The sequence below is a fragment of the Domibacillus sp. genome (assembly GCF_031181085.1).
Lineage (GTDB): Bacteria > Bacillota > Bacilli > Bacillales > Domibacillaceae > Domibacillus.
The window spans coordinates 1-23,409 of record NZ_JAPSLE010000016.1; the positions used below are offsets into that span (position 1 = coordinate 1).

Annotated in this window: 21 protein-coding genes, 1 rRNA gene and 1 pseudogene; all 23 read left to right on the forward strand. The window is 45.1% G+C overall.

The features are described 5' to 3' along the window. Window positions 1-99, forward strand: a 5S ribosomal RNA gene (rrf, locus tag RIN81_RS15430); the annotation flags it as partial. Between the two features lie 468 nt (window positions 100-567). Beyond that, on the forward strand, window positions 568-1,398 hold the full coding sequence (gene larE, locus RIN81_RS15435; protein ID WP_309091673.1) for an ATP-dependent sacrificial sulfur transferase LarE: 831 nt from the start codon (window positions 568-570) through the stop codon (window positions 1,396-1,398). Between the two features lie 149 nt (window positions 1,399-1,547). Beyond that, a pseudogene (larB, locus tag RIN81_RS15440) lies at window positions 1,548-2,299 on the forward strand (nickel pincer cofactor biosynthesis protein LarB). Continuing rightward, a complete protein-coding gene (gene larC / locus RIN81_RS15445) occupies window positions 2,296-3,135 on the forward strand; it encodes a nickel pincer cofactor biosynthesis protein LarC (RefSeq protein ID WP_309091677.1) in 840 nt (279 codons plus the stop codon). The pseudogene larB and the gene larC overlap by 4 nt, the downstream one beginning before the upstream one ends. 50 nt (window positions 3,136-3,185) lie before the next feature. Continuing rightward, the gene (gene larC2 / locus RIN81_RS15450; protein ID WP_309091679.1) at window positions 3,186-3,440 is read left to right on the forward strand and encodes a nickel pincer cofactor biosynthesis protein LarC2; all 255 of its coding nucleotides are present in this window, start codon (window positions 3,186-3,188) and stop codon (window positions 3,438-3,440) included. A 566-nt stretch (window positions 3,441-4,006) separates the two neighbouring features. Continuing rightward, window positions 4,007-5,023 carry a TRAP transporter substrate-binding protein gene (locus RIN81_RS15455; RefSeq protein ID WP_309091681.1) on the forward strand — a complete coding sequence of 339 codons (1,017 nt, stop codon included), beginning with the start codon at window positions 4,007-4,009 and terminating at the stop codon, window positions 5,021-5,023. A gap of 34 nt (window positions 5,024-5,057) precedes the next feature. Further along, window positions 5,058-5,633, forward strand: a complete 576-nt coding sequence (locus tag RIN81_RS15460) for a TRAP transporter small permease (protein ID WP_309091683.1) — start codon at window positions 5,058-5,060, stop codon at window positions 5,631-5,633. Then, window positions 5,630-6,907 carry a TRAP transporter large permease subunit gene (locus tag RIN81_RS15465; protein ID WP_309091688.1) on the forward strand — a complete coding sequence of 426 codons (1,278 nt, stop codon included), beginning with the start codon at window positions 5,630-5,632 and terminating at the stop codon, window positions 6,905-6,907. The genes RIN81_RS15460 and RIN81_RS15465 overlap by 4 nt, the downstream gene beginning before the upstream one ends. 56 nt (window positions 6,908-6,963) lie before the next feature. Beyond that, a complete protein-coding gene (locus RIN81_RS15470) occupies window positions 6,964-8,025 on the forward strand; it encodes a TRAP transporter substrate-binding protein (protein WP_309091690.1) in 1,062 nt (353 codons plus the stop codon). Between the two features lie 28 nt (window positions 8,026-8,053). Continuing rightward, a complete protein-coding gene (locus tag RIN81_RS15475; protein WP_309091692.1) occupies window positions 8,054-9,301 on the forward strand; it encodes a nickel pincer cofactor-dependent isomerase, group 22 in 1,248 nt (415 codons plus the stop codon). A gap of 18 nt (window positions 9,302-9,319) precedes the next feature. After that, window positions 9,320-11,524 carry a dihydroxy-acid dehydratase domain-containing protein gene (locus RIN81_RS15480; RefSeq protein WP_309091694.1) on the forward strand — a complete coding sequence of 735 codons (2,205 nt, stop codon included), beginning with the start codon at window positions 9,320-9,322 and terminating at the stop codon, window positions 11,522-11,524. Window positions 11,525-11,584: 60 nt separating this feature from the next. Next, the gene (locus tag RIN81_RS15485) at window positions 11,585-12,352 is read left to right on the forward strand and encodes an IclR family transcriptional regulator (RefSeq protein ID WP_309091696.1); all 768 of its coding nucleotides are present in this window, start codon (window positions 11,585-11,587) and stop codon (window positions 12,350-12,352) included. A gap of 34 nt (window positions 12,353-12,386) precedes the next feature. Beyond that, entirely contained in the window at window positions 12,387-13,277 is an 891-nt protein-coding gene (locus RIN81_RS15490) for a fumarylacetoacetate hydrolase family protein (RefSeq protein WP_309091699.1), read from the forward strand. Window positions 13,278-13,289: 12 nt separating this feature from the next. After that, window positions 13,290-13,589, forward strand: a complete 300-nt coding sequence (locus RIN81_RS15495; protein WP_309091701.1) for a UxaA family hydrolase — start codon at window positions 13,290-13,292, stop codon at window positions 13,587-13,589. A gap of 4 nt (window positions 13,590-13,593) precedes the next feature. Further along, window positions 13,594-14,751, forward strand: coding sequence for a UxaA family hydrolase (locus tag RIN81_RS15500; protein ID WP_309091720.1), 1,158 nt, complete (start codon window positions 13,594-13,596; stop codon window positions 14,749-14,751). A 19-nt stretch (window positions 14,752-14,770) separates the two neighbouring features. Next, window positions 14,771-16,240 carry an alpha-ketoglutaric semialdehyde dehydrogenase GucD gene (gucD, locus tag RIN81_RS15505; protein ID WP_309091704.1) on the forward strand — a complete coding sequence of 490 codons (1,470 nt, stop codon included), beginning with the start codon at window positions 14,771-14,773 and terminating at the stop codon, window positions 16,238-16,240. 28 nt (window positions 16,241-16,268) lie between these two features. Next, window positions 16,269-17,417 (forward strand): galactonate dehydratase, encoded by a 1,149-nt coding sequence (gene dgoD / locus RIN81_RS15510; RefSeq protein WP_309091706.1) that lies wholly within the window; start codon window positions 16,269-16,271, stop codon window positions 17,415-17,417. A 12-nt stretch (window positions 17,418-17,429) separates the two neighbouring features. After that, on the forward strand, window positions 17,430-18,335 hold the full coding sequence (locus RIN81_RS15515) for a dihydrodipicolinate synthase family protein (RefSeq protein WP_309091708.1): 906 nt from the start codon (window positions 17,430-17,432) through the stop codon (window positions 18,333-18,335). Window positions 18,336-18,337: 2 nt separating this feature from the next. Next, window positions 18,338-19,288: a U32 family peptidase gene (locus tag RIN81_RS15520; protein ID WP_251272940.1), complete on the forward strand. Its 951-nt coding sequence runs from the start codon at window positions 18,338-18,340 to the stop codon at window positions 19,286-19,288. A gap of 18 nt (window positions 19,289-19,306) precedes the next feature. Next, window positions 19,307-20,266, forward strand: a complete 960-nt coding sequence (locus tag RIN81_RS15525) for a C-terminal binding protein (RefSeq protein ID WP_309091711.1) — start codon at window positions 19,307-19,309, stop codon at window positions 20,264-20,266. A gap of 18 nt (window positions 20,267-20,284) precedes the next feature. Beyond that, window positions 20,285-21,127 carry a fumarylacetoacetate hydrolase family protein gene (locus tag RIN81_RS15530; RefSeq protein ID WP_309091713.1) on the forward strand — a complete coding sequence of 281 codons (843 nt, stop codon included), beginning with the start codon at window positions 20,285-20,287 and terminating at the stop codon, window positions 21,125-21,127. Window positions 21,128-21,148: 21 nt separating this feature from the next. Further along, window positions 21,149-22,105, forward strand: a complete 957-nt coding sequence (locus tag RIN81_RS15535) for a sugar kinase (protein WP_309091716.1) — start codon at window positions 21,149-21,151, stop codon at window positions 22,103-22,105. A gap of 15 nt (window positions 22,106-22,120) precedes the next feature. Next, window positions 22,121-22,753, forward strand: a complete 633-nt coding sequence (locus RIN81_RS15540; protein ID WP_309091718.1) for a bifunctional 4-hydroxy-2-oxoglutarate aldolase/2-dehydro-3-deoxy-phosphogluconate aldolase — start codon at window positions 22,121-22,123, stop codon at window positions 22,751-22,753. The last annotated feature ends 656 nt before the right edge of the window (window positions 22,754-23,409 follow it).

Here is a 23,409-nt window from a genome sequence, read left to right on the forward strand (position 1 = left end):
AGAGGTCACACCCGTTCCCATCCCGAACACGGCCGTTAAGCTCTTCAGCGCCGATGGTAGTTGGGGGTTTCCCCCTGTGAGAGCAGGACGCCGCCAGGCAAACAGTGAGGACAGCGAAAGCTGTCCTTTTTTTTGTTTTTTCAGATCGATTTTATCCAAAATAGGGGCGTCAATCTATATTAAGGAAATACACAGACTACTAAGTAACCACCACATAATACAAACTTTTATCTCTTAAGAAAGTTTTCCGATTGAATGTTGACAATCAAATCGAAGAAGCAACAAGGAAGAGTTGTCACACAAGAGATTAGGTCAAGGGGATATTCTTATTCCGCTAGTAGAAAAATATTATTTTTAAAGGAAAAAGAAGAACGGATGGAGAACTATTTTGTAATATAAGCGAAAAGAAAGCAGTTTGATGGCAGTTAATGTAGTCAAGTCAGTTGTCTGCAAAAAAAGTAAGCGCTATCAAAAAGACTTTGAGATGGAAGTCTGTCTCGTAAAAAGGACACTCGCTTAGATGAAAGGTGTAAGAATATAATAATTTAAGAGAAAGGATGACCAAAGATGGCAGAAGAAAAATACAAAAAGCTGCAAGAAATTCTTCAGAAAATGCAATCAGTCGTTGTCGCTTTTTCAGGTGGCGTGGACAGTACCTTCCTGTTAAAAGCTGCCGTCGACACGCTGGGCAAAGAAAATGTGCTCGCAGTTACAGCTGATTCAGAAACGTATCCATCGAGTGAATTAAAAGAAGCACAGGCACTTGCTGCACAAATTGGCGCACCTCATCTTGTTATTGAAACATCAGAGCTTTCCATTCCAGGCTACACAGAAAACAATCATAGCCGCTGTTATTTTTGCAAAAGCAGTTTGTTTGACCATTTAATTCCAGTTTTAGAGGGTCACGGTTTTCAAAACATTGTTTACGGGGTCATTGCTGATGATATGAATGAATTTCGGCCGGGTATGAAAGCAGCAAAAGAAAAAGGAATCCGCGGTCCGCTGCAGGAAGCCAATTTGTTTAAGGAAGAAATTCGCCGTTTGTCACAACAGTTTCATCTGCCAACTTGGGATAAGCCGTCATTCGCCTGCTTGTCTTCGAGGATTGCTTATGGGGAAGAGATTACAAAAGAAAAGTTAACAAAAGTGGAGAGAGCAGAAGCATACTTAAAGTCACTTTCGATCCGCCAGGTGCGTGTCCGTACGCATGGAGAGATTGCCCGGATTGAAGTAGAGCCTGCCGATATTGCCCTTATACTCGAATATCACGCGGCAATTGATAAACGTCTGAAACAGTTTGGCTATAAATATGTATCACTTGACCTCGCTGGCTACAGGAGCGGCAGTATGAATCAGTCATTAAAGAAGGAAGAAACGGAATGGCTGAAAAGTGTCTAATAAAGCCCAGTATCCAAACAGCAGCGATAGATTTGGCCAGAACAAAATACATAATCAAAAGCTGATATACACTTGACTCAGCATGCACCCGATTGGATATTTCCGGGTAAAGGATGCTGAAATATTTTAAGCAAAAGCAGGTGGAAAACGTGATTGATGATATTTTAGCGCGTGTGGAAAGCGGAACATTAACCGCTGCCGAAGCAAAAGAAAAGCTGGCTTCTTATGAAGATCTCGGTTTTGTGAAAATTGATCATCACCGGCATAAACGACAGGGAGTTCCAGAAATCATTTTGGGGAAGGAAAAACGGCTGAGCAGATTTTGACGATTATCAAGTCGCTGAAAGGGCGCGGTCATGAAGTGCTTGCTACGCGTGTTTCCAAGGAAAAAGCAGCGTTTATTTTGAATGAACTGCCGGATCTATCGTATAACGAAATCGCTCAAACATTGTCTTTCGTAACGAAGAAGCCGTCTGGAGAAGGTTTTATCGCTATTATATGTGCGGGTACGTCAGACCTGCCAGTCGCAGAAGAAGCAGCGGTTACAGCAGAGACGCTCGGTGTACCGGTACGCCGTTTTTACGATGTGGGCGTGGCAGGACTTCACCGGCTGCTTGATCATATTAGCGAGATACGCGAGGCAGCTGTTTCGGTTTGTGTTGCCGGCATGGAAGGTGCACTGCCAAGCGTGCTGGGCGGTCTTGTTGAAAATCCGATTATTGCTGTGCCGACCAGCATTGGATATGGAGCTAACTTTAATGGATTATCTGCACTGCTGTCGATGCTAAATTCCTGTGCATCCGGAGTAAGTGTGGTAAATATCGATAATGGTTTTGGAGCTGCTTACAATGCGGTGCTCATTCACCGTCTTGCATATAACAACAAAGGAGAAACGACATGACAATACTATACTTTGACTGTTTTTCAGGGATTAGCGGCGATATGGTTATTGGTGCTCTTCTAGACGCTGGTGCCGATTTTGCTCAAATGGAGGAAGAACTAAAAAAACTGAACATGGAAGGTGAATATACACTTTCAAAAAAAACTGTAAACAAAAATGGTATTACTGCTGTTAAATTTGATATAGAGCTGAATCAAGAAGAAAAGAATGGTCATAATGATCAGGGCCACAACCACAGCCATGCACATGACCATCATGAGCACAGTCACGACCATAATCATTCACATGATGATCATGACCACAGCCATAGTCATTCGCATGACCACCACCGGGCGTATAAACAAATCGCTGAAATGATTGCAGCAGCCGGATTCAACAAAGCGGTTACAGATACAGCCCTGTTCATTTTTAAAAAGATCGGCGAAGCGGAGGGAAAGATTCATGGTCTGCCGCTTGAGCGTGTCCATTTTCATGAGGTGGGCGCTGTTGATTCCATCATCGACATCGTTGGGACAGCCATTTTAATTGATCAGCTCGGCGTCACCAAGATTTGTTGTTCTCCGATTCCGACTGGAAGCGGCCATATTCACATTGACCACGGGACATATCCGGTTCCCGCACCAGCCACACTGGAAATCTTAAAAGGTGTCCCTATTGCGCAAACAGCCGTTAAAGTCGAGCTTGCAACACCGACTGGCGCAGCAATTGCGGCTGTATTAGCTGACTCATTTAGCACAATGCCATCTATGACGGTTGAAAAAATCGGCTATGGTGCCGGCACGAAAACATTTAAAGACCGTCCAAATGTGTTGAGAGTAGTTATTGGAAAGGGATGAACAAGTATGAACAGCCATCGTCCGCCGAATGAAGAGCATAAAGACAGTGAATGGAAGTTAACTTAGATGACATATCAGGAGAATGGCTCGGCTATGTTATAGATACATTATTGGAAGCAGGCGCCAACGATGTATTTTACACACCGATTTACATGAAGAAAAACCGTCCTGGTGTGCTTCTTCGGGTTCTTTGTGCTGCCCAGGCGGCTCCTAAAATGGAAGCTGTTTTATTTCATGAAACGACGACTCTTGGCGTTTGTTATTATCCGCTTACTGTCCACCGTCTGGAAAGGCAGTTTATCTAGCTGGAAACGAAATGGGGGCCGTTTATGGTTAAATATAGCCTTATGGATGGGGACATTGTGCAGCGTGCTCCAGAGTAGGAAGATTGTAAAGCAATTGCTGTGAAATGGAAGATGCCATTAAAGAATGTGTATACAGAAGTCTGGAAGCATTTAGAGAGTAAAACGGACCTGAATGTCCTTGTTTTTAAAGAAGAAATTGATCAATCGCAAGCAAAGAAGAGAAGTCATGACTGTATTTTAAGCTAATTAAATTCCTTCATGATTAAACAGAAAAACAAATTGTCAAAATAGTTTAAAAATGTATTGACACCCATTAAATGAGGTAGTTATAATCAGCTTAGGTTATAAATTATAAAACATTGTTCTATAATGTAAAACAAAATTGAAGTTGTTTCCTTTCAAGTTATTTTTTATAGTCTTTATGTAAGCGCTTCAAATTTAGTTGGCAGGAAAGGAATAAGCAGAAAACTTTTCTCATTAATTATGAGAACGTGGTTTTATATTATAAAACTACTTGCGGCGAGAGGTTCCATTAATAAAAAATAAGCCAATTCAGGGAGGACAAAATGAAAAAAACGTTTCTTGGTGTGCTAGCTGCTTCTGTGACGAGTGCAATGATTCTTGCAGGATGTAACGGTTCCGAAGAAGCTGCTTCAGGAGGAGGGCAGACAAAAACTATTAAAGTGGCTAACTACTTTGCAGAAGACCATCCACAAAATATCGCATTAAAAGAAAAATTTAAAACGATGGTAGAAGAAGAGAGTGGAGGTCAATTAAAAGTTCAGATTTACGCAAACAGTACACTGGGAGCTGAAAAAGAATTTTATGACGGAGTCCGAAACGGAACAATCGAAATGGGCATTCCAGGCTTAATTATGCAGGCAGATATTCCAAAGATGGGTGTTCCTGAATGGCCGTTTCTATTTAGAGATTTCGAGCATGTAAAGAATGTATTAAATGGTCCGATCGGTGAAGAAATAACCGCTGATTTAGAACCGAAACATGGAGTTACTCCACTTGCATGGAGTGCAAATGGATTTAGAATGTTCTCAAGCAACCGCACGATCGAAAGCATGGAAGATTTTGAAGGACTGCGTCTCAGAATGCCGAACATTCCAAACTATATTAAATTAGGTGAATCGCTTGGGGCAAACGTAAGTCCATTGCCTATTTCTGAAGTATTTACAGCGCTTGAACAAAATGTAGTAGATGCTCAAGACAATCCAATTGCTACTTTAAGAAATTCAGCATACTACGAAGTACAAACAGATGTACTGGAATCAAAGCATATGTTCAGTCCAAATATTTATATTGTTAACACCAAATTCTTTAATGGATTAACAAAAGAACAGCAGGATATTATTCAAAATGCTGCCAAAGAAGCTGCTGAATATGAGTTTGACTTGCTGGAAAAAAGCTATGAAGAAGATAAAAAGTTCCTTGAGGAAAATGGCATAAAATTTACAACGCCAGATGAAAAGTTTGCAAAAGAAATGGAAGAAGCAGCAAAGCCTGTATACGATGATGTTTTCAAAGAAAATGAGTGGGCAGAAGAGCTGGTTGAAAAAATTAAAGCAGAATAAGAAAGCGCTTTAATAAGGAGAGTGAAGAAATAAGATGAATAAACTATCGAGGTCCCTAGAAAACACTTTGAACATTATCATGGCTCTTGCTCTAGCAGTGATGGTCGTTCTCGTATTCGGTAACGTAGTTCTTCGCTACCTTTTCAATTCAGGTATTACCTGGTCAGAAGAAATGTCGCGGTACCTTTTTATTTGGCTGACGTTTCTCGGTGCCATTGGCGCCTTTAAAAACAAAGAACATTTAGGCGTGGATATGCTGATTAAGCGGCTTCCTACTAAGATGAAAAAAGTCGTCATCGTGATCAGTGATTTACTGATATTACTCGTCCTTTACCTTGTCCTTGACGGCAGCTGGAAGATGACGATGATTAACATTGACAGCAAGGCGCCAGCTACAGGCCTGCCGCTGGCTTTTGTATATGGGACAGGCATTTTAGTCAGCGTTGCTATGGGAATCATGACCATTCACAACTTGTATCAAGTAATATTTAACAAAATCAAAGATGAGGATTTAGTTAAGATCAGCGATTCAGAAGAATTGATTGCCCTTCACGAAGACGAATTTGTGACAGACGACATCATGATAAGCAAGGAGGAGAAAAAGGCATGATCGGTGTATTTGTCGGATCTTTACTCGGTGCAATGGCATTAGGAATGCCGATTGCCTTTGCCTTGCTCGTAAGCAGCGTTATCTTAATGTACGCCCTTGGTATTTTTGACAGCCAGATTATCGCGCAGAACCTCATCAGCGGTGCAGATAACTTTCCCCTTATGGCGATTCCGTTCTTTATGCTGGCGGGAGAGTTAATGAATCAAGGAGGACTATCGCGGCGGATCGTTGAAATGGCCATGACACTAGTCGGCCACATCCGAGGAGGCCTTGGCTATGTAGCTATCATTGCGGCTTTATTATTTGCCAGTATCTCTGGTTCAGCTGTAGCCGATACAGCTGCCCTTGGTGCCGTCTTAATTCCAATTATGGCTAAAGCGGGCTATAACGTAAATCGTGCGAGCGGGCTGATTGCTACAGGAGGAATTATTGCTCCGGTTATTCCGCCAAGTATCGGTTTTATCATTTTCGGTGTAGCAAGTGGTGTATCGATTACCCAGCTCTTTATGGCGGGAATTGTGCCGGGCATATTGATGGCTATCGGTCTGGTGATTACATGGACCATTGTTGCCCGCAAGGATAAGGTAGAGGTGCAGCCCCGCGCATCGGCCAAAGAGATGCTTGCAGCACTCCGCCATGGAATCTGGGCTCTGTTCCTTCCAGTTATTATCATTGCAGGATTGAAATTTGGCGTCTTTACACCGACAGAAGCGGCGGTCGTAGCTGCTGTTTATGCCTTATTTGTCGGTCTTGTTGTATACCGCGAACTGAAAGTCAAAGACTTATTCAATGTATTTGTTCAGGCAGGCAAGATGACAAGTGTCGTCATGTTTCTAGTGGCAGCCGCCCTCGTTTCATCCTGGCTGATTACAGTAGCTAATCTACCAGGAGAGGTTATTGGAATGTTAGAACCGTTCTTGGATAAGCCGCTCCTTCTACTAGTGATGATTAATCTGCTGGTGATCGTGGTTGGAACAGCGATGGATATGACACCGACCATTCTAATTTTAACGCCTGTTTTAATGCCGATTATTGATGCAGCAGGTATTGATCCTGTTTACTTTGGTGTCCTTTTCATTTTGAACAACGCGATTGGACTGCTTACACCGCCGGTTGGAACGGTCTTAAATGTGATGTGCGGAGTAAGTAAAATAAGCTTGGAAGATTTGATGAAAGGCATCTGGCCTTTCCTGCTTGTAGAAATTATTATCTTAATTTTATTAATTTTGTTCCCTTCATTGGTGCTGGTTCCGCTTGAATGGTTTACATCCTAGGAGGGAGAAACTGAGAATTGGGTTTAGGTACTGGTATGAACAATAGCTTAGGAGGAATGAGGATGAATACTTGGCTGAAACGTTTAGCGGCTGGCGTGGTACTGCCGGGAGTTTTACTACTGGGTGCCTGCGGGAATGATGGAGGCGGCACAACCAAAACTGGAAGCGCTTCAACGGAAGGCGTTCAGGTAAGAACAATCAAAGCTGGAATTGGCAATAGTGAAACACATCCACAAGGACAGGGAATGATCAAATTCAAAGAACTGGTTGAAGAAAAAAGCGGCGGAAAAATGAAGGTCCAAAACTTTTTTGATGCTACGCTCGGTGATGATCAAAAAATGACAGAAGCACTTCAAGCCGGCATGCAGGAGGTAACGGTACCATCCACTTCCCCGCTCGTGGGAACGATCAAGGAATTTGGCATTTATGACTTCCCATTCGTTTTTAATAGTGAAGAAGAAGCGTATGCAGTCCTTGACGGTGCAGTTGGCCAAAAGCTTTTAGATAAATTGCCGGAGCATGATTTAGTTGGTCTTGGTTATTGGGAAAACGGCTTCCGAAATTTAACAAACAGCAAACACCCAGTGAAAACAGCTGCTGATTTTAAAGGCCTTAAAATCCGTACCATGCAAAATGAAGTACATTTAGATGCTTTTTCAAAGTTAGGGACGAATCCATCGCCGATGGCTTTCTCTGAAGTATTTACCGCGCTGGAAACAGGCACTGTAGACGGCCAGGAGAATCCGCTCGCAACGATCCAAACACAAAAGTACTTTGAAGTACAAGACTACTTGAGCATTACAAAACATGTTTACACACCGTTTGTTTTCCTTGTCAGCAAAAAGTTCTGGGATGGCTTGTCGGAAGAAGAACAAAAGATTATGAGCGAGGCAGCACAAGAAGCGGGCAAGTATCAGCGTGAATTGAATCAAAAGGAAAATGAAAAAGCACTAAAAACTTTAAAAGAAGAAGGAATGAAAATCAACGAGGTAACACCAGAGGAAATGGAAAAAATGAAAGAAATCATTCAGCCGGTAACAGACGAATATGCGAAAAAGTTTGGTGCTGATCTTGTAGAAGAAATGATGGCCGAAGTTGAAAAAGTGCGCGGTAATTAATCCCGCGCTTCAGTAAGGAGATCAAATAATGGATATTATTGCGGAACTTTTACGAGAAATCCAATTACCAAAAATGGTGAAAGTAAGGCAGAAATTTCATGCACCCTCACTCGCTGATACAGCGAGTGAGGTACATGAAGCTATAAAGAAAGCGGGTGTTTTATCAAGAATCTCAAAAGGAGATCATGTAGCCATTGCTGTCGGCAGCAGAGGTGTCGCAGATCTTCCTATACTCGTCAGAGAAACAGCCGCCGCTGTGAAAAAAGCGGGCGGGGAGCCGTTTATCGTACCTGCAATGGGGAGCCACGGGGGAGCGACAGCGGAAGGACAAGTGGATGTGCTGCTTCAATTAGGAGTTACAGAAGCAGCGGTTGGAGCACCTATAGAATCTTCGATGGAAGTAGAAAAGCTTGGCCAATTGCCGAATGGACTTCCTGTTTATATGGACAAGCTTGCTTTTGAAGCGGACAAGATTATCGTGATCAACAGAATCAAGCCGCATACTGCTTTTCGCGGGCCTGTGGAAAGCGGCTTAATGAAAATGATCACAATCGGTCTCGGCAAACAAAAAGGAGCTGAAGCCGCACATGCATACAGCTTTAAATACATGGCTGAGCATGTTCCGGAAATGGCGAAAATCTCCTTGTCAAAAGCACCGATCATTTTCGGTCTAGCCATATTGGAAAATGCTTATGACAGGCCGGCCAAAATCGTCGCAGTACCGGCAGAAGATTTGGAAAAAGCAGAGCCGGATTTGCTGCTGGAAGCCAAATCACTTATGCCGAAAATTCATTTTGACAAGTTTGATGTGCTCATAGTAAATGAGCTTGGCAAAGACATTTCAGGTGACGGTATGGATCCGAATATTACCGGCAATTTTGCCACGCCATATGCATCGGGCGGTCCCGATATAGCGCGGACTGTCGTTCTCGGATTGACCGAGAAAACGCATGGCAATGCCAATGGAATCGGGATGGCCCATATGACAACAAAAGAAGTCGTTGACCAAATTGCCTGGGAAAAAGGATATGCCAATGCTCTTACCAGTACTGTTATTGAAGTAATTAAGCTGCCGATGGTGTTAGCAACGAAAGAGCTGGCGGTGAAAGCAGCGATCAAAACCTGCAATGCTTTTGATTTGTCGAAAGTGCGGCTTGTCCGGATTCAAAATACGTTAGAAATCGGAGAAATATGTATTTCAGAAAGCATGATTGAGGAAGCGGAACAAAATCCAAACCTGGAAATTATCTCATCATTAGAGCCGCTTTCACTTTAAAAAAGGAGGAGCACGAGTATGACCCACTTATATCCATTGATTGAAAATGACATTAACCCGTATCGGGATAATGTGCAGGGAAAAGCAAACGAACCGATTACAGTCGCCGGGCTGCTTGATCGGTCAAAGCAAGTGCTTGGTTCTACATATGAGGGAGGAAAACCGGACTGGACGCTGGAAGAAATTTATATGCGTTTAGAAAAAAATGCTCCGCGCATCGCGATTATCGGCGGGTCTTCCGACCATCCAGCTCACATTATGGATTATCAAACGTCTGCAAGAGCAGCAATCCGTATCTGGCAAAACGGCGGGGTCCCGTTTTACTTTTCAACACCGGTTATGTGTGATGGAACAGCTCAAAGCAATCAAGGGATGAGTTATTCTCTGCAAAGCCGGAACGCGGTTGCCCAGATGGTTGTTAATCAGCTTGAAGCCCACAGTTATCATGGCGCATTCGTGATCCAGGGGTGTGATAAGCAGCCGCTTGGAGTGGTCAGCGCATTAGCCCACGTTGACCGCGTCCGCCGTGAGCGTGGAGAAGCCCCATTTTTTGCTACCTTTGCACCAGCCCATGTGTTAGAGGGAGGTTCTATTCCAGATGATGTAATAGTAGAGCTTGAAAATTTAGCAAGAAAAGCGGAAGCAGAGGGAGCGGCGGATGTCGCACTCGATTTGCGCGATACAATGGCCTACATTCTGCAATGCTCGTCCAATACGGCTTTTCAAGGTGTATTCGAGCGGGCGTATGAACGGGGAATTTTAACGAAAGAGCAGCATAAATATTTTGAAATGCGGCTCGCGGTCGCAACATGTGATGGGCAGGGCGGTGTGTGTGCTTTTAACGGAACAGGCAACAGCTCACGGCACTTAGTAGCAGGGTTGGGCCTTGTTCATCCAGCAGTAGAATTGTTAACTGATCCGCCGACGCAGCGCCAAATTAACTCGGTTCTCGACAGCTTTGCCCACATGATTAACAAAGAAGAATACGGCGTAGCCAACATTGTCGGTACCAATATAAAAAATGCGATCCGCATTCACAGCGCTTCCGGCGGCTCAACAAACTTAATGATGCATATGGTTGCAGGCATGCTGTATGCGGGCTATAAGTTCAGCCTCTGGGATTTAGATCGCATTCATCATGAGCATCCGATTCCTGATTTGTTTGATTACAGCCTGACAGAAGGACGGGACATTTATTCACTTGCTATGCAGTGCTGCAGCGGGACAAGCAGAGGAATGGAAACACTATTTTATGAATTGCTTGAGCATGGTGTGCCGATGGATCAGGATGCCCCGACTGTCGCCGCCAAAACATGGCGGGAGCGGCTGGTGATTACCCGCAGTCTGCAGGCAGCCAATGTAAAAGAAAACCCGGTCATTTTATCGACACCGCGCCGCAGCTTCAGCGGGGTGGATGTGCTGCAAGGCAACTTCTTTGAGAGCGCCGTTGTAAAGATTAGCGGAATGCCCACGCCGCAGCTTGATTTGTTTGATGATAAGCTCGCTTTTGTGCTCTACTATGAAAACGAGGATGATGCGAATAAAAGCCTGCTTGATACAGAACTTCTGTCTACCATCCGCGACCAGCAGTTATTCGCTCATGATCGGCTGATTGCTTCCTTGAAGTATAACAGCAAAGAAAATTGGCAGAACCATCACGACAAGCCATATGACGAGCTGTTTGATTATATGGCAGAGGAAGGAATCTTAAAAATCAGCGTTATCATTGCCGGACAGGGACCAGTCGCATTCGGGATGCCGGAAATGTTTACGCCAATGCAGCACATCAATGCAAACCGCGTCATGAAAAAACTGGCTACTATTATAAGTGACGGCAGGTATTCAGGTGTCACTTACGGGGCGGCAATTGGGCATATGACGCCTGAAGCATATGAAGGTGGCGGGATTGGCTTTTTGCAGACGGGTGATATCGTTCACCTGCAGCTTCGCAAAAGACGCATTGACTTTGTTCAGGTGGACAAGCTGTTACAAGGTGAAATTGTCCACTCATTTGAGGAAGAACTAAAACAGCAGCGGGCAAGCTTAGCGGCAGAGCGAAAACAGCGCATGAAAGTAAGACAGAAAATGGTCGCAGCCAGCAATCGAATGTATGGCCATACCGATGCCGCAAACGGCGTTGTACCCCTTGCAGTAGTGGAAGATGCAGTTCACGATTACGAAAAAGATATTCTGCTGTTTGAACAAACACAAGCGGCGAAGTAAAAAGTGCGGGCTCGTCAAAAATCCGGTACACTAAAATAAATGACAACGGGAGTGAGCAAAATGCCTATTATCCAGTCAGTGGAGAGAGCATTGAAAATATTGGATTTATTTGACGAGCGCGATCGCGAGTTAACGATTACAGAAATCAGCAAAAGAATGAACCTGCATAAAAGCACTGTTCATTCCTTGCTGAAAACGCTTCAAGTACAACGCTATATTAAGCAGGATGATGAAACAGGAAAGTATTCGCTAGGTTTAAAGCTTTTTGAGCGAGGCAGCTTAGTCATTGGACACTTGGATGTAAGAAACGTTGCCAGAAAGCATCTGGAAGAACTTTCAGAAGCAACAAATTTGGCGGTTCATCTTGTGGTACTGGACGGACAAGAGGGCGTTTATATTGACAAAGTAGAAGGCAGCGGCGTAACCGTCCTATACTCGAAAGTCGGGCGGAGAGTCCCGCTTCACACAAGTGCAGTCGGCAAAACACTGGTTGCGACAAAATCAGACGAAGAGCTGAATCAGCTGCTTGAAGGCTATAAATATACAACACCGACGGAAAAATCGATCCGGTCCAAAGAAGAATTTTTATCTGTTATTGAGCAGGCCCGGATTGCTGGTTATTCAGTAGACAATGAAGAAAACGAGCCGGGGATCTTTTGTATGGCGGTTCCAGTCAAAGATTACTCAGGAAAAGTCATTGCCGCTATTTCAATGTCGATGCCTTCTTCCAAAATGAAAGAGGAAGTGCAGGGAAAATATGTGGAAATGTTAAAAGGGTGTGCCTCAAAAATTTCTCAAGCTCTTGGCTATGAATATCAAAAAATATAAACGGTGATGGTTCATCACATAGGAGGATATAACAATGAGAGTTATTCGCTATATGAATGAAAACCAAAAACAGCTGGCTGTTGTGACCGAAGAGAACCAAGCAGTGGATTTGCCATACGCAGACTTTATGGCACTCGTGGCCACTGCTCGTTCAAATAATAAAACAGTATTTGATATTGTAAAACAATCGAGTCTAGAAGGAGAAGGAAAAGCAATCGAGTCACTCGTTCTGACCACACCAATCGATGCCCCGGAAGTATGGGCTTCGGGTGTCACATACAAAAAAAGCAAAGAAGCACGCAATTACGAAGCGACACAAGGAAAGCTTGACCGCGAAACGTTTTACGACAAAGTGTATGATGCAGAGCGGCCGGAGATTTTTTTCAAATCAACGGCTGCCCGTACAGTCGGACCGAACGATCCAGTGTACCTTCGTTCAGATTCTAATTGGCAGATCCCAGAGCCGGAGCTGGGCCTGGTACTCGATAAAGAAGGAAACGTACTCGGCTATACGGTCGGCAATGATATGAGCTGCCGTGACATAGAAGGAGAAAATCCGCTCTATTTGCCGCAAGCAAAAATGTGGAAAAATTCCTGCTCCATCGGACCGGCGATTTTATTAAAAGAAGCCGTGAAAGATCCATATGAATTGCAAATTATTTGCAGAATTTTCAGAAATGAAGAAAAAGTATTTGAAGGCTCTGCTCACGTAAACCAGCTGAAGAGAACCTTGGATGAACTTGTTCAATATTTAGTGCGGGATAACGAGGTATTCGATGGAACGGTTCTTTTGACAGGCACATGTGTGGTGCCGCCAAACGAATTTACGCTGCAGGACCAGGATCAAATCGAAATTGAAATTCCAGGTATCGGCGTTTTGAGCAACCCGGTGAAGCAAAGTGAAACAGCGGTTCAAGTAAATTAAAGAGGTGGCGGCATGAGCGGATACAAAACGTTATATTTGAGCAGCAAGGACAGTGTGGCAGTTGCATTGGATGAGATCCCTGCCCATACAGAGGTAACCGTGAAGGTGGATGACCAAGAACGCTCCCTGACTCTTACAGAGCCGATCCGGTTTGGTCATAAATTTGCGGTCAAACCAATCCGGCAGGGGGAGGACATTATCAAATATGGGGAAGTGATCGGGGCAGCCGTGACCGATATTCCGGCGGGCACCCATGTTCACATACACAACTTGGAAGGAAAACGGGGAAGAGGTGACAAAATTGCCAACTGAAAAAATGCAGTTTTGGGGATACCGGCGTCCAGATGGACGCGTCGGTGTCCGCAATCATGTACTCATTTTACCGACGATTACATGCGCAACGCAGACCGCTCAGCGTGTAACGGAGCTCGTCAGCGGAACCGTTACTTTTATTCATCAGCACGGCTGCGCCCAGGTAGGAACCGACTACGATCAAACAGCTAGAACGTATGCGGGCATGGGCATGAACCCAAATGTATACGGTGTCATTGTGCTGGGACTTGGCTGCGAAACCCATCAGGCTCACCGGATTGGCGATGAAATCGCAAAATGCGGCAAGCCGGTCCAAACGGTTTCGATTCAGGAGCACGGAGGCACGCTTCAAACCATTGCGGAAGTCGCCAAAATTGCGGTAAAGATGGTACAGGATGCCTCTATGGTCCAGCGTCAACTGTGCGATTTCAGTGAGCTGATAATCGGAACGGAATGCGGAGGCTCAGATGCATGCTCGGGTCTTTCAGCGAACCCAGCTGTCGGCCGCACGAGCGATATGATTGTAGAGCAGGGCGGCACGGCCATCCTGGCAGAAACGACAGAATTAATCGGTGCGGAGCACTTGCTTGCAAACCGGGCAGCGAATGACCAGGTAGCGAAAAAAGCGTATGCCGTCATTAAAATGATGGAAAACCGCTCCATTGAGATGGGCGTAGACATTCGTACAGGAAATCCAAGTCCCGGCAACATTGAAGGGGGCCTGAGCTCTTTAGAAGAAAAGTCACTTGGTGCCTCGACAAAATCAGGCACTACCAGGCTGGAAGAAGTCATTGATTATGCGGAGCAGCCAACGAAAAAAGGGCTTGTCTGGATGGATACACCGGGCCATGACATCGAGCAGCTGACTGGAATGGTGGCAGGCGGCGCCCAGATTGTTTTGTTTACGAGCGGGCGCGGAACCCCAACCGGCTCGCCCATTGCTCCGGTTATTAAAATTTCAACCAATACTCCTATGTTTGAACGAATGAATGAAAATATGGATTTAAATGCCGGCACGATTGTAGATGGACAAGAAACTGTCGCCCAGGTGGGCACACGGATTATGGATGAAATTCAAGCTGTATCAAATGGAAAGCTGACAAAGTCAGAAATCCTGAAGCAGCATGATTTCGGTATTTGGCGCATTGGACCAACATTTTAATCCAAAGGAGAGCGAAACGATGACACTCACTACATTTGAAACGAAAACCTATCAAAACTTCATTAATAATGAATGGATAGCCAGTTCTTCCGATGAAACGATTGAAAGCATTAATCCGGCAACAAAAGAAGTTGTAGGGCTCGTGCAAAAGTCAACGGAAGAGGATTTGAACAAAGCGGTTGAAGCAGCACACAAGGCGAAGAAAGCTTGGCGGCGGATCGGCCAGGCAGCACGCGGACAGTTTTTATTTAAAGCTGCCAATATTTTAGAAGAAAACCTGGATCATATCGCAGAAACAATGACACGTGAAATGGGCAAAACCCTCCCAGAAGCAAAAGGGGAAACAGCGCGCGGTATAGCTATTTTGCGTTATTATGCTGGCGAAGGAATGAGAAAAGAAGGAGATGTTATTCCTTCATCGGATAAAGATGCGCTTATGTTTACAAAGCGTACGCCGCTAGGTGTGGTTGGAGTGATTACACCCTGGAACTTCCCAGTCGCCATTCCGATTTGGAAATTTGCGCCGGCTCTTGTTTATGGAAACACAATTGTCTGGAAGCCGGCAACAGAAGGCGCGGTAACAGCAGCGAAAGTTGCCGAGTGCTTTGTGGAGGCAGGATTGCCTGAAGGGGTTTTTAATTTTATTACCGGTTCGGGTTCGGTAATTGGGCAGGGGCTGATTGATCATCCTCTTTTAAATGCCATCACGTTTACAGGTTCAGAAAATGTCGGACAGAACGTCGCCAAATCAGCGGCTGCCCGAGGCATTAAGTTCCAGCTTGAAATGGGCGGGAAAAACCCGGTTATCGTTACGAAAGACGCTAACATCGACCAGGCAGTAGAAGCTGTAATCAGCGGCGGTTTCCGTTCTTCAGGCCAGAAATGCACAGCGTCGAGCCGTGTGATTGTAGAAGAAGCGGTCTACGATGAGTTTAAAGAAAAGCTTGTGGCAGTCACTGAAAAAATTACAGTTGGAAATGGCCTGCAAGAAGGAATATGGATGGGACCGTGTGCAAGTGAAAGTCAGTTTAATACCGTAACAGAAAGCATTGAAAAAGGCCGTCAGGAAGGAGCCACATTAATTCACGGCGGTGAAGTGCTGACAGGCGGTGAATATGATAATGGATTTTTTGTGACACCTGCCATTTTTGAAAATGTAACAACAGATATGGCGATTGCACAGGAAGAGATCTTTGGACCAGTCGTTGCCCTTATTAAAGCAGCTGATCTTGAAGAAGCCATTGAAATGGCGAATGATACAAAATACGGGTTAAGCGCTTCTATTTTCACATCAAATATCAGCTCTCTCCTTGAATTTATTGATGAAATCGAAGCAGGCCTGGTGCGTATTAACGCAGAAAGCGCTGGTGTGGAGCTTCAGGCGCCATTTGGCGGCATGAAAGCGTCAAGCTCAGGGTCACGTGAGCAGGGTGAAGCAGCGAAAGAATTTTTTACCGCGATTAAAACCGTGTTCATCAAAGGGTCGTAATCCACTTTCCCGATGAAGGAGATACGCAATGAAAATTACAAACCTTTCATTATATAAAGTGCCGCCAAGATGGCTGTTTTTAAAAATAGAAACGGATGAAGGAATCTCCGGCTGGGGAGAGCCTGTTGTAGAAGGACGCGTGGAAACGGTCAGAGCAGCGGTGGAAGAGCTCTCAAGCCTGTTGATCGGCCGCAACCCGAATGAAATTGAGGATTTATGGCAGACGATGTACCGCGGCGGTTTTTATCGCGGTGGCCCCATCTTAATGAGTGCCATCTCAGGTATTGAGCAGGCGCTTTGGGATATTAAAGGAAAATATTACAACATCCCTGTGTATGAAATGCTTGGCGGTAAAGCGCGTCAAAAAATCAAAGTCTATTCATGGATCGGCGGCGACCGGCCGGCAGACGTTGCGGCAGCGGCGATTGAAAAGCAAAAGCAAGGGTTTCAAGCTGTGAAAATGAATGCCTCCGAAGAAATGAATTACATCGACAGTTTTTCTAAGGTGGAAAAAGTGATCGAGCGAGTCGCGTCGATTCGCGAAGCGCTCGGCAAAGACTTTGGCATCGGTGTTGATTTTCACGGCCGTATCCATAAAACAATGGCGAAAACCCTTGTGAAAGAGCTGGAACCATACCGTCCTATGTTTATTGAGGAGCCGGTGCTGCCGGAAAACAATGAAGCACTTCGCGACATTGCGCTTCATACAACATGCCCAATTGCGACAGGTGAGCGTATGTATACGAGATGGGGTTTTAAGCAACTGCTCCAGGACGGATATGTCGATATTATTCAGCCGGATTTATCTCATACAGGCGGTATTTTAGAAGGGAAAAAGATTGCGGCGATGGCAGAAGCGTACGATGTGGCGGTTGCGCCGCATTGTCCGCTTGGTCCAATGACACTTGCCTCTTCTATTCATTTGGACGCCTCGACGCCGAATTTTATTATTCAAGAGCAAAGCCTCGGTATTCATTACAACGAGGGCATGGACATCTTAGACTATATAACCAATCCGGACGTTTTTCATTATGAAGACGGATATGTCAGCATCTCAGATGAACCGGGTCTTGGCATTCATATTAATGAAGAGAAAGTAAAAGAAGCGGCAAAAATCGGCCACGACTGGAAAAATCCGATCTGGCGCCATGAAGATGGCAGCATAGCGGAATGGTAAAGGAGGAGCAAAATGACTTTTCATGGCATTATACCGCCGGTTGTCACGCTGTTTGATGAAGCGGGAAATTTAGATATTCCTTTGAATAAGCGTTATTTGGACGAGCTTTTGTCACGGAATGTAGATGGACTTCTTTTGATGGGAAGCTCTGGAGAATTTTCTTCTCTGACGATTGAAGAGAGAAAGCTGTATGTGCGCGAAATGATCAAGCACATTAACGGACGCGTGCCGGTGATGGTCGGAGTCGGCCACTCAGCATTAAAAGAAGTGATTGAACTGACCCGTTATGCCGAAGAGCAGGGAGCGGACGGGGTGCTTGCGGTCAGCCCGTACTATTGGAAGCTGTCGGAAGAGCAGTTGTATCGCTTTTTCTCTGCTTTAGCATCTGAAACGAGCCTGCCGGTGTTCCTTTACAATATTCCGATGCTGACTGGCCAAACGTTATCCGTCGAGCTTATTCAAAAGCTTGCGGCAGCTTACCCAAACATTGCCGGCATTAAAGAAACGATCAGCGATTTCGGTCATATCCGGCAGGTCATTGCTTTTGTGAAAAAAATTCGGCCTGATTTTCTCGTCTTTACCGCTTTTGATGATCACCTGCTTCCAGGCCAAATGATCGGCGCAGATGGAAGTATTAATGGAAGCGCTGTTTTTATGCCGGAGATCTCTGTTGATTTATATAATGCTTATCAGCAGGGGGAGCTGCATGAAGCAGAGCGCCAGCATCAGCATCTGTCTCAGTTAATGGACATCTATGCCGTCTGTCCGACGTTTTTTACAGCCATGAAAGAAGCCGTTCATCAGCGCTGGTTTGACCAGCCAGCCGGACACCGCGCTCCGTTTGATGTGTATCCAGCTGATTTAACGGAAAAAACAGCTGCTATTTTAAATACAATAAACGAGAAAGAAGGGGTTTAATTATGAAAGAAACACGCGAATTTTTAGAGAGCTTAGGCTATCCATCGTCCGATCCAGGTGAACTGCCCACATCCACCAAAACCTTTCCAGACGGTGCGCAATACCGAATTGAGCTTCCAAGTGTCGAAGGGCCGGAAGCATTAAAAGCGACGCTGGCGGAAATTGACCGTCTTGGCTTGACCATTCACCGCATTTCGCAGGGGAGCGGTATCATGCTGCAAACCGATGAAGAAATCAAGGAAATGTGCGAGCTGACAGCAGAACGTGGCATTGAGTTAAGCCTGTTTGTCGGTCCACGCGGAACATGGGATATTAGTGCAGGGCCGCTTACTGCCGCCGGAAAAGCGCAGGCACTTCGCCATGAAGGAGCAAACCAGCTTGTATACGCGATGGAAGACTTAAAGCGCGGTGCGGCACTCGGTCTTCGCGGAGCACTTGTTGCCGATGAAGGACTTTTGCTCCTGACGAAAGAAATGAAAAAACAAGGGCAGCTGCCGGAGGATTTTGTGGTGAAAGTGTCGGTTCAAATGGGATCGGCCAACCCTGTGTCAGTGCGGCTTATGCAGGACATCGGAGCGGATACATACAACGTGCCGACCGGGTTAACGCTGTCAAAGCTCGCAGCGATCCGTCAGGCCATCGATATTCCCATTGATTTATACGTAGAAGTGCCGGACAATTTTGGCGGCTTCCTCCGTTATTATGAAATTCCGGAAATCATCCGGGTGCTCGCGCCGGTTTACATTAAATTCGGTTTGCGCAACCATCCTGATGTATATCCGTCAGGAAAGCAGTGGGAAAGCACGAATATCTCTCTTACCCAGGAGCGTGTGCGCCGCGCATCAATCGGCATCCAAATGATTGAACGGTACTGCCCGGATGCCAAAACGTCAAAGCTTGGAGCCGAGGGGCTTGGCATCGCCAAAATCGTAAAAGAAGCACCCATGAACTAAGAAAAGGAGTGGAATCACATGACTTTTAAAGTATTGCTGACGGATTATGAATTTGCCCATCTTGAGTACGAAGAGCAGGTTTTCAATGAAAGCGGTCTCGACATCCAATTTATTAAGAAGCAATGCAAAACAGAAGAAGACATCATCGAACATGCAAAAGATGCGGATGCTCTTTTAAACCAATATGCACCTATTTCAAAACGTGTAATCGACTCTCTTGAAAAAACAAAAGTCATTTCCCGATACGGTGTCGGTGTGAACACAATCGACATCGACGCTGCTCAGGCAAAAAGCATTACCGTAGCGAACGTGCCGGATTACGGAATGGAAGAGGTATCGAATCATGCACTCGCCTTGCTGCTGTCATGGGCTCGAAAAGTGACCCTATTAAACAATGAGGTCAAGCAGGGAAATTGGGATTTTAAAGCGTGCGTGCCGATCCACCGTTTTAATAAACAAACCGTCGGCGTACTCGGCTTCGGCCGGATTCCACGCCGCTTTATTGAAAAAGTAAGACCGCTAGGGTTCCAAACTGCCGCCTACGATCCATTTGTGTCAGCCGAAGAGATGGCAGCGGCCGGCGTTCGGAAAATGGAGCTGGATGAAATCATCAAAGAGTCAGATTACTTGTCTGTTCACGTTCCGCTTATTAAAGAAACCCATCATTTACTGAACGCCGAACGGTTTAGTCAAATGAAGAAAAACGCCGTAATCATTAACACAGCCCGAGGCCCAATTATTGATGAAAAAGCGCTCATTGATGCGCTTGAGCAGGGTGTGATTGCTGGTGCCGCACTCGATGTAACAGAAGAAGAGCCAGTCAGCAAAACAAGCCCGCTTCTTCAAATGGATAACGTCATCATTACACCGCACAGTGCCTGGTATTCAGAAGAAGCAATGGTGGAACTGCGCCAAAAAGCAGCGAAAAATATTGTGCAAGTTTTAAAAGGCGAACAAACGCCTTATGCCCTCACGTAAGAAAGGCGGAAAAGAAGAATGAAATTAGCCCTGTTTTCAGCGGAAGAAAAACATCACCTCGGCGTTGTCCGGGGTGATCACATCACCAGCTTAACGGCAATGGATCCTGAAACGTATCCACCCTGCATCAAAACATTTATCCAGCGGGGGAGCGCAGTTCCTTCTCTTGATGGACAGCCGTCTTTTTCTTTAGAGAATATTGAAATTGACGTACCAATCGCTTCACCGGAAAAAATCATTTGTGTCGGCTTGAACTATATTGACCACTGCCATGAAACAGGTATGGAGCCGCCGAAATCTCCGGTTATTTTCTCGAAATATGCGAATGCGTTAACCGGTCATAACACCGCTGTAGAAATACCCATTAATTCAAACGAAGTCGATTTTGAAGCGGAGCTGGCTATCGTAATCGGCAAAGAAGCAAAACATGTCTCAGAGGAAGAAGCAGAAGAATTCGTTTTTGGCTATACGATCATGAATGATGTGAGTGCCAGAGACCTGCAGTTTGCAGATGGACAGTGGTCACGAGGCAAAACAGCGGACACTTTTGCGCCGACCGGACCGTATGTGGTGACGCGTGACGAAATCGGGAATCCACACGATCTAGTTATTTCACTGACATTGAATGGGGAAACGATGCAGGATTCCAATACGAGCAATTTGATTTTTAAGGTTCCACAAATCGTTTCCTTCTTATCGCAATCTATGACGCTGAAGCCGGGAGACTTAATCGCGACTGGAACACCGCCGGGCGTTGGAATGGGTCGAAGCCCAAAAGTGTGGCTGAAGGACGGAGACCAAATGGATGTAACGATCGAAAAAATTGGCACGCTGTCCAATCATGTACGAGGAAGATCATAAACAAGAAAGAAGAGGATGAACATGGATGTTGTAACCATGGGCGAAACGATGACCCTATTTTCACCAAATGAGCAAGGCCAGCTGCGCCATGCTCATTCTTTTTCTATGAAGTTTGCCGGTGCGGAATCCAATGTTGCCATCGGATTAAGCCGCCTTGGCCATAAAGCGCGCTGGATCAGCCGATTAGGTGAGGACGAATTCGGTGATGCAATGGAGATTTTTATTCGCGGGGAAGGTGTGGACGTATCGTATGTTACACGCGATGAGCAGGCGCCGACCGGTGTGTTTTTTAAAGAATTTCGCCGTCCAAATGATACGCGCGTTTATTACTATCGGAAAGATTCCGCTGCCAGCCAGCTAATGGCGGATCATATAAAGGAAAAAGCGATTAAAGGAGCCGCTTATCTACATATAACCGGCATTACACCGGCTCTCGGTGAATCGTGCCAGTCTGTCATGGACAAAGCGATTCGGCTGGCGAAAGCGAACGGGGTAAAGATTGTGTTTGATCCAAATGTGCGTCTGAAAATCTGGAAAAGTGAAGAAGAAGCACGCCGGCTGATCAAACGGTATATAGCAGAAAGCGACATTGTGCTGCCGGGTGAAGCGGAGGCCGAATTTTTATTTGGTAAAAAAGATAGAGCCGCTTATGTAGAAGCATTTCATGATCTCGGTGCAGACATTGTCCTGATGAAAGTCGGAAAAGAAGGGTGTCTTGTATCGCAAAGAGGAAAAGCAGTGGAGCATGTTTCCGGGTTTTATGTGGAGAGAGTGATCGATCCAATCGGTGCAGGTGACGCGTTTGCGGCCGGCGTTTTATCAGCTTTATTGGATGGACTGTCGGTTGAGGAAGCGGCCAGACGCGGCAATGCAATGGGTGCAATAGTGACCATGGTAAATGGAGATGTCGAAGGGCTGCCAAATCGAGCGGACCTGTTTTCTTTTATGAATGGCGGATCGGATGATGTAACGAGGTAGAAAGGAGAAACATACATGAATCAGCTCGAACGATTAAAAGAAGGTAAGCTGGTCGCAGTGATTCGCGGCGCCCAGCCGGAACAAGTGATACCAATGGCAAGGGCGCTGCAAGAAGGCGGGATTGTCTCGCTTGAAATCACAGCCGATACGCCTAAAGTATGTTCTGTGATCGAAGGAGTAAAAGAAGCATTTGGTGACGATATTATTGTCGGAGCCGGCACAGTGCTGGACCCGGAAACCGCCCGTGCCGTCATTATGGCGGGAGCGGAATTTATTTTCTCTCCGACCGTTAATGTGAAAACGATTAAAATGGCGAAGCGCTACGGTGTAATCAGCATTCCAGGCGCACTGACGCCAACCGAAATTTTAACAGCGTATGAACATGGTGCAGATTTAATTAAAGTTTTTCCAGCCGGTGCAATGGGAGCTGGATACTTTAAAGATTTAAAAGGGCCGCTGCCGCATATCCCGCTTATGCCAACAGGCGGTATCACTCTCGATAATATAGGGGACTACTTTAAAGCCGGCGCAGCAGCAGCCGGGCTGGGCAGCGCTCTTGTGAATCCTGTGAAGCTTCAAACAGAGGAGTCCTATAAGGAACTGACCAAAACGGCGCAGGCTTTTTACAAGCTAGCTGCTGGCTGGTAAGGCGTTTCTTTTGAATAAGGCGCAATAGCATATGAAGACGATAGACAGATAAAAACAGCTTCCTATTAAGACGTCGCTTTTGCTCTTAAGAGCAAAAGCTTTTTATATCTGGACCTGGAGTGTTCCAAAAAAAAATGCAGTTCATTCCTCTATTTATGATTTTTAGCGATAAATCGCCTTAGGGATAATTAAGATAATAAAAACAGCAGTAAAAGTTATTGAAATAGAGATTAATCCATGGTAAAGTATTAATCCGTCGCTAAGACAGCAATGAAAACAACAATGAAAACAACAATATTTAATCCGCAACAAAAATTATATTGATGTAATGTAAATTCCAAAAATTACTGTTGACTGATTAAAGTTAAAAGTGATATATTGTTATTCCTGTCGCTGAAAAACGGCAGTTACAAAGTAAGTTTTAATTTAAACAATGATGGATTCGAATCATACTTTCGATTAAAAAGTTGTTGACTTTAAAATTTATTCGTGGTATGATGGTTTAGTTGCCTCTTGAGGTGACAGTTGAAATTGATCTTTGAAAACTGAACAAAATAAACGTCAACGTTTTAAGAATTAAACTTCTATAAAAGATGCCCGTCATCTATATAGAAACAAACGAGCAAGTCAAACACTTTTTGGAGAGTTTGATCCTG